The sequence below is a fragment of the Bradyrhizobium sp. USDA 4532 genome (assembly GCF_024171315.1).
GTDB lineage: Bacteria > Pseudomonadota > Alphaproteobacteria > Rhizobiales > Xanthobacteraceae > Bradyrhizobium > Bradyrhizobium australafricanum.
Genome location: NZ_JALJZN010000001.1, coordinates 927769 through 942751 on the forward strand (window position 1 = coordinate 927769; position 14983 = coordinate 942751).

A 14983-nucleotide genomic window follows, 5' to 3' on the forward strand; every position below is an offset into this window, starting at 1 on the left:
ACGTTGGCCTTAACCGTCCGATAACTGATTTTCCTAACCACCCCTTGGGTTGTGTTCCCGTACAAGGGCATCCACAGGGGCAGGAAAATGTCGGTTGTCTCAACGAGCAGCGTGCCGGAATACCGGCGGCTGTCGATCAAGGGTGTGTTGCGCGCCAGCAGGATGGGCGCGATCCAGTGGCTCGTCTTGAGCGCCGCGCTGCTGGTGCTCGCCATCACGCTTGGCACCGGCTATCTCGCGCTGCAGTTTCGCGAGCGCGCGCTGGAGATGTCCGAGCGCGAGCTCAACAACACTGCGCTGCTGCTGTCGCGGCATTTCGATCAGCAGCTTACAGATCTCCAGCATGTCCACGACGACATCGTGAATTACCTGCGGGCCGAGCAGGTCGAGACCGCCGATCAGTTCGAAAGGAACATGTCACTCCTGAGCGCGCACGAGATGCTGCGCACGCGGCTGGCGGCGCTGCCGCATGTCGGCGGGCTCAATCTGTTCAACGCCAAGGGATGGCTGATCAACTCATCCGAGATGTGGCCGGTGCCCGACATCAGCGTTGCGGACCGGCGCTATTTCCAGGAGTTCACTTCGGGACGGCCAACGTCTCCTGTCATCGTCGAGCCCGCAATGAGCAAGGTGACCGGCAACTGGACCACGATCTTTGCGCGCAAGATCACCGGGCGCAACGGCGAGATCATCGGCTTCGCGAGCCGCGGCGTCGAGCCAAGCCATTTCGAGGATTTCGTCGCCTCGCTGGCGCTGAGCGGCGACACCGTGATTTCGATGATCCACCGCGACGGCACCATCATCGCACGCTATCCGCAGGATGCCGGCGTGATCGGTCGCAACATCATCAATCTGCCGGTGTTTCAGAAGGTCATCAGCTTTGGCGGCAACACCTCGGGACGGTTCGTTGGCGCTTCAGGCGAGGAGAACGTCGGTGCGGTCAGATCGCTGTCGCATTTTCCAATCCTGATCCTCGCTACCACGAAAACATCGAGCGCGCTGGAGGACTGGCGCACTCAGACCAAACTGCAATTTTGCGCAGCCGTGTTGGCGGTACTGATCATCAGCTTCGCGGTCTTCCTGATCGTCCGCCAGCTGCAGCGGCAGCACGATGCGGCAAGCCGCAGGCTGTCCGAGAAGAGCCAGCACCTCGACACCGCCATCAACACCATGACGCAGGGGCTGCTGCTGTTCGACGCCTCGGCGCGGCTCGTGATCTGCAACCAGCAATATATCGACATGTTCGGCCTCTCGCCTGATGTCGCGAGGCCGGGCTGCCATCTGCGCGAGCTGATCCTGCATCGCCAGGCGATCGGCTCGTTTGTCGGCGACGTCGACGAGTACTGCGCCCGCTTCACCAACCCGAGGGGCGATGAGGTTCGGGACTCCGTGATCACGACGCCGGACGGTCGCAGCATCCGCCTGATCTACAAGCGTGCGCCCGACGGCGGCTGGGCCACCACGCTCGAAGACGTCACCGATGGGCGGCGTGCGCAAGCGCGGATCGAGTATCTCGCGCATTACGACGCGCTGACCAATCTGCCGAACCGGACGCTGTTCCAGCGCCACGCGGAGGGGCTGCTGCTCGAGGCCGCCACGCGCGAGTTCGCCATCCATTACATCGATATCGACGAGTTCAAGCGGATCAACGACACGCTAGGCCATCTGATCGGCGATGAGTTTCTCCGGCGCGTCGCCGAGAAGTTGCGCCAGTCGGTCGGGTCGAACGACTTCATCGCGCGGCTCGGCGGCGACGAGTTCGCGATCGTCCAGCACGACATCACCTCGGACGACGACGTCGGCGACCTGGTCGCACGCATCTATCAGTCGCTGCGCACGCCGTTCGACTGCCTCGGCCACCATTTGTCGAGCGACGCCAGCATCGGCATTGCGATCGCCCCGCGCCACGGCTCCGATCTGTTCCGCCTGCTCAAATGTGCCGACCTTGCGATGTACGCCGCCAAGGCGGCGGGCCGCAGGACCCATCGCTTCTTCGATCCGGCGATGGAGGCGCAGGCCAATCTGCGCCGCGCGCTGGAGGCCGATTTGCGTATCGCGCTGGCCGAGGGCGGCTTCGAGCTGCACTACCAGCCGCTGGTCGACCTGCGCAGCGACGAGGTGACCGGCTGCGAGGCGTTGCTGCGCTGGCGGCATCCCGTGCGCGGCATGATCTCGCCGGCGGAGTTCATACCGGTTGCCGAAGAGACCGGGCTGATCGAAGAGATCGGGCAGTGGGTGCTGCGCACCGCCTGCACCGAGGCGGCAGCCTGGCCGGCGCATGTGCGCGTCGCGGTCAACGTCTCGCCGATCCAGTTCAAGTCGGAGACGCTGGCGCTGAAGGTTGCGAATGCACTTGCCGAGAGCGGGCTCGATCCGCGCCGGCTCGAGCTCGAGATCACCGAGGCGGTGCTGATCGCCGACGACGATGCGGCGCTGGTCACGCTCGGCCAGCTCCGCGCGCTCGGTGTCCACATCGCGCTCGACGATTTCGGCACCGGATACTCGTCGCTGCAATATCTGCAACGCTTCCCGTTCGACAAGATCAAGATCGACCGCAGCTTCGTCAAGGAAGTGACCCGCAACAGTGGCTCGGCCTCGATCATCCGCGCCGTGGTTTCGATCGCAGCCGACCGCAACATGATCACCACTGCCGAGGGCGTCGAGACCGATCAGCAGCGCGACACCGTGCAGATGCTCGGCTGCACGCAGATGCAGGGCTACCTGTTCAGCAGGCCGGTTCCTGCGCGGGACCTGCGGACGCTGCTCGCGGCCGATTGCGTCGCCGCCTGAGCGCCTGTCGATCCGGTCCGTCAGGAACAATCGTCGCCGTCTCCGATTGAGAGTGGAAGCTCTTGAGAGGCGAGGCGGTCCATGAAAAGCAAGCTCGTGTCCGATGCGCCCAGCGCGCAGGTTCACGTCGTCGTGCTCGATAGCGGCGAGGAAGCGTTCGGCGCGCTGACGAAGTTTGCCAATGATGCCAAGGTGACGGCGGCATCGCTCACCGCGATCGGCGCGTTCGAGCGGGCAACCGTCGGCTGGTTCGATTTCGCATCCAAGAGCTATCGGAAGATCGAGATCAACGAGCAATGCGAGGTGCTGTGCGCGATCGGCGATATCGCGACCGGCGACGACGGCAAGGCCAGCCTGCATATTCACATCGTGCTCGGACTGTCGGATGGATCGACGCGCGGCGGCCATCTGCTTGCCGGCATCGTTCGGCCGACACTGGAGGTTGTGGTCACCGAAGCCCCTGCCAGGCTTCGCCGGCGGAAGCGGCCCGAGCTCGGCATTGCCCTGATCGATCCAGCCGCGACCGCCTGACGCTTTCCTCCGAAAAGTTCCTAAAAATCGACCTGCCCGAGGCGCGGAACCGAACCCGTGGAACCGCGTTCCCTTGCGGGGCTCGACCGGCAGGCGATCAATGAAAACCGCAGCAACGTCCGCGGCCATGCTGCTGTTTGCCTCGTGCATGGCAAACGCAGAGAGTGGCCTTGCGTCCTATTATCGTGGCATCGGCAGGAGTGGCGAGATGACCTGCGCGCATCGCAAGCGGCCATTCGGCAGCATGATCACCGTCTCGTATCTGGGAAAATCGATCCGGTGCCGCGTCAACGACCGGGGCCCGTTCGTTCGTGGACGGATCATCGATGTGTCGACCACGGCGGCCCGCGCGCTCGGCATCCTTCAGCTCGGCGTCGCCCATGTCGTGATCCAGTAGAGCGCGGCCGGCGGCAGGATCAGGGCCTGGAAGCAGTCGCCCGCTGTTCGGCGATCGCCTTGCGGAGCGTCCGTGACAGCGCCTCGACCGAATAGGGTTTCTGGATCAGCTCGAAGCCGCTGTGCGCGTTCTCGGCGAGCACGTTGCTGTAGCCGCTGGTCAGCACCACCGGCAGTCCAGGAAAGCGATCGCGGATGATTCCGGCGAGCTCGACGCCGTTCATGCCCGGCATGATCACGTCGGAGAACACCAAGTCGGCGGCGAACTCGTTCTCCGAGAGGATCGAGAGCGCGGCATTGGCATTGGCCGCGCGCTTGACCGAATAGCCGAGATCCTCGAGCAGCTCGGTGGAGAACTGGCCGACATCGTCGTTGTCCTCCACCACGAGGACGCGATAGCCGCGGCCGATCGAAGCCTGCTCGGTGCCCGCGCTGGCGGCGACCTTGGCGTCCGCCGGGCGCATCGCGTGCGGCAGATAGATGGTGAAGGTCGCACCGTGCCCGGGCGTAGAGGTGACCTCGATGTCTCCATCGGATTGCTTGACGAAGCCGAAGGCCTGGCTCAATCCGAGACCCGTTCCCTTGCCGACCTCCTTGGTCGTGAAGAATGGCTCGAAGATCGCGTCAAGATTTTCCGGCGAGATGCCGGTGCCGGTGTCCTGGATCGAGACCGTGACGAAATCGCCGCTGCGCGAGGCCTGGGCGCGCAGGGCAGGGATATTCTTGACCTTCCGGACGCCGATCGTCAGCTGGCCTTCGCCGCTCATGGCATCGCGGGCGTTGACCGCGAGATTGAGTAGCGCGGTCTCGAACTGGCCGATGTCGGCGATCGCAAAGCAGTCGGGATCCTCGATCCTGACCTCGATGTGGATCCGCGCGCCGACCAGCGGGCGGATCAGCTGCGTCACGCTGTCGACCTGCGTGCCGACATTGAACACTTCCGGATTGAGCGGTTGCCTGCGCGCAAATGCCAATAGCTGGGCGGTGAGCTTGGAGGCCCGCTCCACGGTCTCGGAGATCGCATCGATATAGCGGCGGCGCCGGTCATCCGGCAGATCGCGGCGGCGCAGGAAGTCGGTCGCGGAGCGGATGATGGTGAGCAGGTTGTTGAAATCGTGCGCGACGCCGCCGGTGAGTTGGCCGACGGCTTCCATCTTCTGCGATTGCCGCAGGGCTTCCTCGCCGCGGCGCCGTTCGGTGATATCGACGGCCTCCGGAACGGCGCCGACGATGGTGCCGTGCTGGTCCTGCAGCGGCCGCATCGCGAAATCGAAATAGCGCTCGCCGATCGGCAGGCGCAGCTGCATCTCGATCTTGACTTCCTCGCCGCGCATCACGGTCGCGAAGGCATTCTGGATCACGCGCGGCATGCCCTCGGTCGCGGCGAACCACGGCGTGTCCCAGAACGGCTTGCCGACGACGTCGGCGGCATCGGTACAGATGCCGGCCAGCGCCGTCTGGTTGGTGTAGAGCAAGCCGCCATCGCGGTTGAGCAGCATCTGGTATTGATGGCTGGTTTCCAGGATCGCGCGCGTCTGCGCTTCACGGGATTCGAGCTGCGCGGTGCGCTCCAGGATGCGCCGCTCAAGCGACTCGTTGAGCTTGCGCAGCTCGATCTCGGCTTCCTTGGCCGCCGTGATGTCGTGGGCGACGCCGATGAAGCCGATGTGCTTGCCGTTCGGGTCCCAGCGCGGCTGCGATTCCGAGCGCAGCCAGCGCCAATCGCCTGCGGCGTTCCGATAGCGGGCCTCGAGCACGAATGGCTTCAGCGAGAGCTCGCCGGTGATCTGCTCCTGCAGGATTTGCGGCAGGTCATCCGGATGCAGCGCCTTGCGCCAGTCGAACACGATCGCTTCCTCGAACGGCAGTCCAAGGAAGTCGAGATAGGCCTGGTTGGCAAAGGAGCGGGTGCGGTCGAGCTTGGTCACCCAGATCGGCACCGGCGCGCTGTCGGCGATCAGGCGGAAGCGCTCTTCGCTCTCGCGCAGGGTCTCCTGTGCCAGCATCTGATCGGTGACGTCGAGATCGGCGCCGACCAGCCGCAGCGCACGGCCGCTGCGGTCGCGCTCGATCTTGGCGACGACGCGGATCCAGCGGCTCTCGCCGTCGTTCGGGCGGATGATGCGGTATTCGGCCGTGTAGTCTTCGCCGCCGGCCTTGAGCACGCCGAACAGGTGCCGGATCGTGCGCTCGCGATCCTCGGGGTGGATGCGCGCGACCCAGTTCTCATAGGTCTCGTTGATCTCTTCGGGCGGCAGCCCATGCACCAGGAGATATTCGGGAGAGCGGCGGTTGCGCACGCCGTCGCGGAAATCGATCTCGAGTCCGCCGACCCGCGCGATGCGCTGGATCCGCGCCAGCTCCGCTTCGCGCTCCTGGAGCTCGCGATGGGCGCGATCGCGTTCGCGCGCGATCTCCTCAAGATGCTGCCGCAGCCGTTCGGCTGCCGCAGCTTCGGGAAGCACATCAGCGGGATCGGATGGGGTCATACGCGCCGGCAACCTCTCGGTGCAGTCTCACACAGGACGCGGCGGCTTTGCCAGCTTGATTTACGGCAATCGTTAGGCTGAGTCATTCCGGGGCGATGCGAAGCGTCGAACCCGGAATCTCGAGATTCCGGGTTCGCTTCGCGCCCCGGAATGACGATGCAATCCACGAGCTCTTCATTTGCTCTTGGGCGGCCGGCAATTATAGGCCCGGCGGAACCCGGCGGCCTGTGCATCTTCCTCGGAGCAGAACCAGCGATCCGGATTGCCGAGGCCCGGGTAACTGCGGCACGCCTGCAGGTGGTAGATGCCGACATTGCCAGTGACGCGGGCCCGCACGGCGTACTTGCCCTTGATGTTGCAGCTGGCCGGCATCGGCAGGTCGTCGGGGAAGAGCACATTGCGGATCTGCGTGTCACGGTCGGCGGGGCAGGCGTTGCCGAGCAGGGCGCCATCCTTCCTGGCCGTACGAAAATCGCGCGGCGCCACGAAGCAGCCCTTCCAGAGCCCGGCGCGATTGTCCTTGGCGGTGGCTTCATCCGGCTTGAATCGGCCAGTGGCCGACCCCTCGACATTGAGAGCATAGCCCTTCTGGACCAGCACCTGGCTGAGGCTGGTCGGGTCGCCCTCGATCTTGCAGACGCCGAGGCGGCGCTTCTTGAAGGTCGGATCGACGCCGATATCGTCGCAATGAATTGGCTTGCCGCCGATCAGCCTGGTCAGCTGGTCGCGCGCCTCGATCCCGCAAGTCCAGGCGTCGGCGTGCTCGTCGATGCAGAGCTGATCGACCGCCGGCGCGTCGATGCCGTCGAGCCGATAGGTCGTGTTGCCGAGCTGAACGGTGCCGGCGTCCTTGATGACCGCCGTGGCCGTGGGGCCTGCGGTTGCAGTCGGGCTGGTGGTTGCAGACAGGAAGGCCAGGAGAAGCGTCGTGGCGACCGGATTTCGAAACCGCATTTTCTCAACTTCAGATCTTTGGCGGGCAGCCGAACTTCTAGCACAAGCCGGTACGATCCAACCAAGGACTGTTCGCGAGCGGGGCGTGCGAACCGTCACATCCCGATCGGCATTCCGTGGCGCAGAACGGCCGGACATTGCCATTGAAGGGATGCGCATGGGCGAGTTTCGTTATCAACGTCCTCCGCCGAAATCATCACCGGCATTTGGAACCTGCAATGCCTCGCGCGCTGGCGGCGGAAGAGAAAGACGGCCCAGGAGGCCGCGCCCGATCAAAGATCCAATTGACTTGATGAGAACAAAATAGGAACATGATGCGCCACCTGAATCCCGGATACCCCATGATGTCTGCACGGCCCGAATCTGACGACGATGACGGGCTGGAAGCCGCTGTCGATCAGGCCATTTCCGCCTGCGGCGGGAATTTGCGCGCCACCATCCGGGCGCTGATCGTGGCCAATGAATTCCTGGAGAACGAGGTCAGCGAGCTGATGAAGGCCGTCGCGAAGGCTCATTCGCGTGGCCGCTTCAAGACCTATTCGGGCTGAAATACCGATCGGGCTACCGCCGAGGACTGACCAGGGACTGGCCGGGCAGTGGGCAGGGTCTGCATTAGACCGTTGCCTCCGGGGCAATTTGCTGTACCAACGGAGTGGTTACGCCCAATCGCCCGTGCCAGATTGCGCGGGGAGGAATCCTGCCAAATGGACAATTCGAAGTCCGAAAAAGCCCAAGCAAGAAGAGCATGTTCAAACGAATCCTGATCGCCAACCGCGGCGAGATCGCCTGCCGGGTCATCAAGACTGCGCGCCGTATGGGGATTGAGACGGTCGCCGTCTATTCCGAGGCCGACCGCGACGCGCTGCATGTCGAGATGGCCGATGAGGCCGTGCTGATCGGACCGCCCGCCGCGGCCGAGAGCTATCTTTTGATCGACAAGATCGTCGAGGCCTGCCGCAAGACCGGCGCGCAGGCGGTGCATCCCGGTTACGGCTTCCTGTCCGAGCGCGAGGCGTTTCCGCGCGCGCTGGAAGCCGCCGGCATCGTCTTCATCGGTCCGAACCCCGGCGCCATCGCCGCGATGGGCGACAAGATCGAATCCAAGAAGGCCGCGGCGAAGGCGAAGGTTTCGACCGTGCCGGGTCATCTCGGGGTCATCGAGGACGACAAGCACGCCGTCCAGATCGCCGACGAGATCGGCTACCCCGTGATGATCAAGGCCTCCGCCGGCGGCGGCGGCAAGGGCATGCGCATCGCGCATTCGAAGGCGGAGGTCGCCGAAGGCTTCAACCTCGCCAAGGCCGAGGCGAAGTCGTCGTTCGGCGACGACCGTGTCTTCATCGAGAAATTCATCGTCGATCCCCGGCACATCGAGATCCAGGTGCTCGGCGACAAGCATGGCAATGTGATCTATCTCGGCGAGCGCGAGTGCTCGATCCAGCGCCGCAACCAGAAGGTCATCGAGGAGGCGCCGTCGCCGCTGCTCGACGAGACCACCCGCCGCAAGATGGGCGAGCAGGCCGTCGCGCTGGCGAAGGCCGTGAACTACGATTCGGCCGGCACCGTGGAATTCGTCGCCGGCCAGGACAAGAGCTTCTACTTCCTGGAGATGAACACCCGCCTGCAGGTCGAGCATCCCGTCACCGAATTGATCACCGGCATCGATCTCGTCGAGCAGATGATCCGCGTCGCCGCCGGCGAGAAGCTCGCGATCGCGCAGAAGGACGTGACGCTGACCGGCTGGGCGGTGGAATCCCGCGTCTATGCCGAGGATCCGTTCCGCAACTTCCTGCCGTCGATCGGGCGCCTGGTGAAATACCGTCCGCCGGCCGAGGCCAGCCATGACGGCATCACGATCCGCAACGACACCGGCGTGCAGGAAGGCGGCGAGATTTCGATCCATTACGATCCGATGATCGCCAAGCTCGTCACCCACGCCCCGTCGCGCGCCGCGGCGATCGAGGCGCAGGCGACCGCGCTCGACGCCTTCTATGTCGACGGCATCCGGCACAACATTCCGTTCCTGTCGGCCTTGATGAACCATCCGCGCTGGCGCGAGGGCCGGCTGTCGACCGGCTTCATTGCGGAAGAGTTCCCCAAGGGATTTTCGGCGCACGCACCCGAGGGCGAGTTCGCGCGGCGGCTGGCTGCGGTCGGCGCCGCCATCGACCACGTGCTGGGCGAGCGCAAGCGGCAGATCTCCGGCCAGATGGGCGGCCGCGTGGTGCTGCGCGAGCGCCGCCGCGCGGTGTGGCTCGACCGCGCCGAGATCGCGCTCGATGTCGCCCGCGAGGGTGACGCCATCGCGGTGCGCTTCATTGCCGCCGACGGGCTCCCTGGCAATCCGCACAATCTGGTGTCGGGCTGGGTGCCGGGCGATCCGGTTTGGCAGGGCACCATCGACGGCAACTTCGTCGCCGTGCAGGTGCGGGCGATCAACAACGGCTTCCGCCTCGCGCATCAGGGTTTTGAGATCCCGGTCTATGTTTTCACCGAGACCGAGGCGACCTCGGCGCGGTTGATGCCGGTGGTCTCGGCCGCCGACACCGGCAAGAAGTTGCTGTGCCCGATGCCTGGTCTCGTGGTGTCGATCGCGGTGACCGAGGGGCAGGAGATCAAGGCCGGCGAGACCCTGGCGGTGGTCGAAGCCATGAAGATGCAGAACGTGCTGCGCGCCGAGCGTGACGGCACGGTCAAGAAGATCCACGCCGCCGCCGGCGCCACGCTCTCGGTCGACGCGCTGATCCTGGAGTTCGCTTAGCACCGTCATTGCGAGCGCCAGCGAAGCAATCCATCTAGCCTCATATGATGAGAGATGGATTGCTTCGTCGCTTTGCTCCTCGCAATGACGTGGATGGAGACACATCATGGCCTTCCGCAAACGCCGCGAAGCCCTGCGATCGATACTCACCGGATCGATCTGCATCCGCCCGGGCTCGGTCTATGACGCGACCTCGATCCGGATTGCGGAGGATCTCGGCTTCGAGCTCGGCATGTTCGGCGGCTCGGTGGCGTCGCTCGCCGTGCTCGGCGATCCCGATATTGCGCTGATCACGCTGACCGAATTCGCCGAGCAGATACGCCGCATGTCGCGTGCGTCGACGCTGCCGGTGCTGGTCGATGCCGACCACGGTTACGGCAACGCGCTCAATGTCCGCCGCACGGTTCAGGAGGTGGAGGCCGCCGGCGCGGCCGGCCTCACCATCGAGGACACGCTGCTGCCGCAGGTGTTCGGCCAGGCCAAGACCCAGCTGATCTCGCTGGAGGAAGGCGTCGGCAAGATGAAGGCGGCGCTTGACGGCCGCAGCGATCCGTCGCTCGTCATCCTGGGCCGGACCGGTGCCGTTTCGATCACCGGTCTCGACGATGCGATCGCACGCGCCAGGGCCTATGAGGCGGTCGGCGTCGATGGCTTGTTCTTCACCGGCATCAAATCGCGTGGCGAGTTGGAGGCGCTCTCGGCCGCGACGACGCTGCCGATCGTGCTCGGCGGCGCGCCGGAGGAGATGACCGCGCTCGACTATCTGGCAAGCCGGCGCGTCAGGATCGCGCTGCAAGGCCACGCGCCATTCGCGGCCGCAACCCAGGCCGTCTACGAGACGCTGAAGGCGCTGCGCGAAGGCACCTCGCCGAAGAACCTCAAGGGTATCGCCTCGTCCGAACTGACCGGCCGCGTCATGCGCGAGGCGGAGACCAAGGCGCGCAGCGGCGAGTTCCTCGGTCTGAAGAAATGAGCGGCGTGATCCGCCACGTCACCATCAGCGGCCGCGTCCAGGGTGTCGGCTATCGCGGCTGGGTCGACGAGCAGGCAAACGCACGCGGCCTCGAAGGCTGGGTCCGCAACCGCCGCGACGGCAGCGTCGAGGCGGTATTCGCCGGTCCCGACGACGTCGTCACTGAAATGATCACGGCATGTGGCCGCGGTCCGTTCTCGGCGCGCGTCGCTGCCGTGCACGCCGCATCTGGCAATTCCGATCTTTTGAACCAGCGCCGGGCAGGGGAGCGGTTCTCGGTCCTGCCCACGATCTGAAGCGCGTCGTTACGCGGCCGCTGAGATCACCAGCGCCTGAATCCGGCCTTCGATCGCGCCGCTGCCGAAGCGGCGCGCAACGGCCGATGCGGCGTGCTCGGTCGCCGCATCAAGGCCGATACCGCCGCGCGCCTCGATCTCGCCGCGCAACGGTGATCCCTGGCAAAAGCCGATCGCAGGATCATGAGGCGCATTGGCCCGGCTTTGCAGCCGAACGTCGTCGATTTCGATCTTGCCGAAGCCCGCGACTGCAAGATCGGCCCGGATCGGGTCGGCCGCGCAGTGGCCATAAGGCGTGCGCGCCAGGAAGCGCGGCGGATCGGCCGGAAAGACCTCCGCCAATGCCCGGGTCACCACGTCAGCAAACTCGTTGTCTTCGATGCGACCCCACATGCTGAACAGGAAACGGCCGCCCGGCTTCAGCACGCGGCGCGCCTCCGAATAACCCTTGGGCTTATCGGGGAAGAACATCGCGCCGAATTGGCAGGCGACGACGTCGAAGCTCGCATTGTCGAACGGCAGGTTCAGTGCATCGGCCTGCCGCCAGGTGATTGCGGTCCCGCTCGGCATCTGTGACTTCGCTCGTTCGAGCATCGGCTCATTCAGGTCGGTCGCCACGATCCTGGTGTCGCTGCCGAGCGCGGACGACAGCGCGCGGGTGACGGCGCCGGTGCCGGCTGCCGTCTCAAGCAGGTCGCGCGGGCCAAGAGCCTTGGCGCGTTGCGCCAGATCGCGTGCGTAGGGTTCGAAAATCATCGGCACGAGGAGCCGGTCGTAAAGCTCTGGAATGGATCCAACGAACTCCTTGTCGGACGCTGGCATGCGCAATCTCCCTTGCGGCCGCGACGCCGGGCAACCCGGCGCACGGCCCATCATCCACGCGGATCAGCTTGGACAAAGAGCTCGGGGGCCACAAAGGAAAACTCCTCACCTCCGATGCACGGCATTCGCCGAGGCGCCGGATAGGTCAGGAGACCTGCCATGTCTCGTGCGCCGTCGTGGACAGCACGGCCAGCCTTGACTTCTGCTCCGAACCGTCTGATATTTCTGTCATGACAGAAATAACCGCCAAGAAAAAACTTCCCGCCGTCGTCGAGCGCTTCATCCTGCATTGGGGCGACATGGGCGACGAATGGGGCGTCAACCGTTCGGTCAGCCAGATCCACGGGTTGCTCTACCTTGCCGAAGCGCCGATGACGGCGGAAGACATCGCCGACACCCTCGGCATGGCGCGCTCCAACGTTTCCAACTCGATCAAGGAGCTGTTGTCCTGGGGATTGATCCGGCGGGTGCCGATCCTTGGCGACCGCCGCGACCACTTCGAGGCCGAGACCGACATCTGGGAGGTCGCGGCCAGGATCGCGGCGGGGCGCAAGGAGCGCGAGATCGATCCCGCGCTTGTAGCGCTGCGCGCCTGCGTCTCCGACGCGGCCGACGATCCCGCGATCAGCCCGCTCGCCAGCAAGCGGCTGAAGGAGATGCTGACATTCACCGAGCTGGTCGACCGTTGGTACACGCAGATGCTGAACGTGCCGCGGCCGCGCCTGGTCGCGTTGATCAAGCTCGGCGAGAAGATCGTGAGTTTCCTGCCCACGGGCAGGGCCAAATAAAGGCGGCGGCGTAACGGGAGCGTGCGATGGCGTCAGCAAGGATATCCGCCTTAAAGACAGCGCCGGCTTCCGATATAAAGCTGCTCGACGACCACCGCTTCCGCGCATTGCTGTCGGACGAGGATTGGGGCCGCCTGCCGGTTGCGATCTGGCGGCGTTTCTCGAAACGGTTCGAGGACGGCAACACCGTCGTCTATGTCGGCGAGGTCGAGGAAGCCGCGTGCAGCCGCATCGGCTGGTGGCTGGCGCAGGCCGCGCGGCTGATCGGCGGACCGTTCCCGACCGGCACCGAAACGCGCGTGCCGATGATCGTCACCGTCACCGAGGACGCGGCAAGCGGCGGCCAGGTCTGGACCCGCATCTGCGCGCGCCGCGACGGCTTCCCGCAGGTGATTCATTCCGCCAAGCGCTTTGCCGGTTCGACCGGGCTCGAGGAATATGTCGGCTTCGGCGTCAGCATGGCGCTGCGGATCGCGGTCGAGCACGAGGCGCTGGTGTTTCGCAGCGTCGGCTATTCGCTGCAACTCGGCCCGTTTCGCCTGCCGCTGCCCGAATGGCTCACGCCGGGCGATCTCACCGTGACCCATTCCGATCTCGGCTGCGGTGACTTCCGCTTCACGCTGGAGATCATCCACCCGCGTTTCGGCAGGCTGATCCGTCAGTCCGCTGTGTTCAGGGAGGCCACGCCATGACGCCGCTGCTTTGGACACTTGTCGCCATCCAGATTGCGATGGGCGCATTCGATACGTTCTATCAACACGAATTCACCGAGCGGCTGGCCTGGCGTCCCTCGCAGCGCCACGAGCTGCAGCTGCACAGCGTGCGCAACATGCTCTATGCGCTGCTGTTCCTCGTGCTCGGCTGGCTGCAAGTGCACGGCATCCTTGCGATCGCGATCATGGCCGTCCTCGTCGTCGAGGTCGTCATCACCTTGATGGATTTCGTCGAGGAGGATCTGAGCCGAAAGCTGCCGCCGAGCGAGCGGATCAATCACACGCTGCTGGCGATCAATTACGGCGCCATCCTCGTGCTGCTGGTGCCGGTCCTGATCGGCTGGGCGATGCTGCCGACCGCCGTCGCGCCGGCCTATGCGGGTCCGTTAAGTCTGTTCGCGACGGCTGCGGCCTTCGGCGTCGCGCTGTTCGGCGCGCGCGACTTTGCCGCGACGAGGCGCCTCGGACGGTTGGCCAGCGTGCCGGCCGCGACGCTGGTCGAGAAATTGCCGGCGCGGCAGACCGTGCTGGTCACCGGCGCTACCGGCTTCATCGGCAGCCGCCTGGTCGCGAGCCTCACCGCATCCGGCCATCAGGTGATTGCGTTGATCCGAAATCCGGCAAAGGCCGACATGCTGCCGCCGCCGGTGACGCTGGTCACGAGCCTCGACCAATTGCCCGCCGACTACGGGATCGACGCCATCGTCAATCTCGCGGGCGAGCCCATCGGCAACGGCCTCTGGACCGAGGCCAAGCGCCGCAAGATCATCGCCTCACGTATCGACATGACGTCTGACGTGATCAAGCTGATCGCGCGCCTCGAACGCAAGCCGTCGGTACTCGTGAGCGGCTCCGCGATCGGCTGGTACGGGCTCTGGCAGGACCAGGTGCTGACGGAGTCGGCGAAATCCCACGCCTGCTTCAGTCACGAATTGTGCGAGGCCTGGGAGAATGCGGCGAAGCCGGCCGCGGATCACGGCGTGCGCGTGGCATATTTGCGCATCGGTCTCGTGGTCGGCATCGATGGCGGCTTCATCACGCGGATGCTGACGCCGTTCGAGTTCGGCCTCGGCGGCCCGCTCGGCTCGGGCAAGCAGTGGATGTCGTGGATCGAACGCGACGACCTCGTGCGCCTGATCGCGCATGTGATTGCGAGACCTGAACTGTCCGGTCCTGTCAACGCGACCGCGCCGATCCCGGTGACCAACATGAAATTCACCGAGGAGCTCGGACGCCGTCTGCACCGGCCGGCGATCTTCCGCGTGCCGGCGGCGCTGCTCCGCGCCGTTGGCGGCGATTTCGCCGACGAGCTCTTGCTCGGCGGCCAGCGCGTGCTGCCGAACAAGGCGCTGAGCAACGGCTTTGTGTTCCGACACGAAACCTTGCGCAGCGCGTTCGATGCGATCCTGTGAGGAGGCCTCGATGTGCAGCACCTGTTCCCGTGCATTCGGAGGTTGGCTTGCGGGCTGT

The 14983-nt window shown here is 65.1% G+C and carries 13 protein-coding genes; 10 read left to right on the forward strand and 3 right to left on the reverse strand.

The genetic code is table 11. From position 1 onward, the window contains the following. Nucleotides 1-87: 87 nt before the first annotated feature. The 3 genes from J2R76_RS04455 (at nucleotide 88) to J2R76_RS04465 (ending at nucleotide 3718) form a co-directional block, all read left to right on the forward strand. Complete coding sequence (locus tag J2R76_RS04455; RefSeq protein WP_076831243.1) at nucleotides 88-2790, forward strand: EAL domain-containing protein; 2703 nt, start codon at nucleotides 88-90, stop codon at nucleotides 2788-2790. Between the two features lie 81 nt (nucleotides 2791-2871). Continuing rightward, a complete protein-coding gene (locus tag J2R76_RS04460; RefSeq protein WP_057017046.1) occupies nucleotides 2872-3321 on the forward strand; it encodes a PPC domain-containing DNA-binding protein in 450 nt (149 codons plus the stop codon). A gap of 148 nt (nucleotides 3322-3469) precedes the next feature. After that, nucleotides 3470-3718 carry a septal ring lytic transglycosylase RlpA family protein gene (locus J2R76_RS04465; RefSeq protein WP_245467148.1) on the forward strand — a complete coding sequence of 83 codons (249 nt, stop codon included), beginning with the start codon at nucleotides 3470-3472 and terminating at the stop codon, nucleotides 3716-3718. Between the two features lie 19 nt (nucleotides 3719-3737). On the opposite strand, the gene J2R76_RS04470 is transcribed toward J2R76_RS04465, so the two are convergent. Together J2R76_RS04470 and J2R76_RS04475 are read right to left on the reverse strand one after the other, a co-directional pair. Continuing rightward, complete coding sequence (locus J2R76_RS04470) at nucleotides 3738-6206, reverse strand: PAS domain-containing protein (protein WP_076831241.1); 2469 nt, start codon at nucleotides 6204-6206, stop codon at nucleotides 3738-3740. Between the two features lie 174 nt (nucleotides 6207-6380). Further along, nucleotides 6381-7160, reverse strand: a complete 780-nt coding sequence (locus tag J2R76_RS04475) for a thermonuclease family protein (RefSeq protein WP_076831238.1) — start codon at nucleotides 7158-7160, stop codon at nucleotides 6381-6383. A gap of 341 nt (nucleotides 7161-7501) precedes the next feature. Here J2R76_RS04475 and J2R76_RS04480 point away from each other — a divergent pair, with 341 nt between their 5' ends. The 4 genes from J2R76_RS04480 to J2R76_RS04495 all read left to right on the forward strand — a co-directional run bounded on the left by J2R76_RS04480 (nucleotide 7502) and on the right by J2R76_RS04495 (nucleotide 11190). Then, a complete protein-coding gene (locus J2R76_RS04480) occupies nucleotides 7502-7708 on the forward strand; it encodes a hypothetical protein (RefSeq protein WP_016840474.1) in 207 nt (68 codons plus the stop codon). 197 nt (nucleotides 7709-7905) lie between these two features. Further along, complete coding sequence (locus J2R76_RS04485) at nucleotides 7906-9921, forward strand: acetyl/propionyl/methylcrotonyl-CoA carboxylase subunit alpha (RefSeq protein ID WP_076831235.1); 2016 nt, start codon at nucleotides 7906-7908, stop codon at nucleotides 9919-9921. 106 nt (nucleotides 9922-10027) lie between these two features. Continuing rightward, the gene (locus J2R76_RS04490) at nucleotides 10028-10894 is read left to right on the forward strand and encodes an oxaloacetate decarboxylase (protein WP_253623764.1); all 867 of its coding nucleotides are present in this window, start codon (nucleotides 10028-10030) and stop codon (nucleotides 10892-10894) included. Continuing rightward, entirely contained in the window at nucleotides 10891-11190 is a 300-nt protein-coding gene (locus J2R76_RS04495) for an acylphosphatase (RefSeq protein ID WP_057020862.1), read from the forward strand. The genes J2R76_RS04490 and J2R76_RS04495 overlap by 4 nt, the downstream gene beginning before the upstream one ends. A gap of 9 nt (nucleotides 11191-11199) precedes the next feature. Here the strand turns inward: J2R76_RS04495 and J2R76_RS04500 are convergent, their stop codons facing one another. After that, nucleotides 11200-12012, reverse strand: coding sequence for a class I SAM-dependent methyltransferase (locus J2R76_RS04500; protein WP_076831230.1), 813 nt, complete (start codon nucleotides 12010-12012; stop codon nucleotides 11200-11202). Between the two features lie 230 nt (nucleotides 12013-12242). On the opposite strand from J2R76_RS04500, the gene J2R76_RS04505 reads away from it, so the two are divergent. Genes J2R76_RS04505 through J2R76_RS04515 form a run of 3 tightly spaced genes read left to right on the forward strand, consistent with a single transcriptional unit; the run spans nucleotide 12243 to nucleotide 14925 of the window. After that, complete coding sequence (locus tag J2R76_RS04505; RefSeq protein ID WP_057020860.1) at nucleotides 12243-12800, forward strand: GbsR/MarR family transcriptional regulator; 558 nt, start codon at nucleotides 12243-12245, stop codon at nucleotides 12798-12800. 26 nt (nucleotides 12801-12826) lie between these two features. Continuing rightward, nucleotides 12827-13492, forward strand: a complete 666-nt coding sequence (locus J2R76_RS04510; protein ID WP_076831227.1) for a DUF4166 domain-containing protein — start codon at nucleotides 12827-12829, stop codon at nucleotides 13490-13492. Beyond that, nucleotides 13489-14925, forward strand: coding sequence for a TIGR01777 family oxidoreductase (locus J2R76_RS04515; RefSeq protein WP_253623765.1), 1437 nt, complete (start codon nucleotides 13489-13491; stop codon nucleotides 14923-14925). Before J2R76_RS04510 ends, J2R76_RS04515 begins: the two co-directional genes overlap by 4 nt. Nucleotides 14926-14983 lie beyond the last annotated feature (58 nt).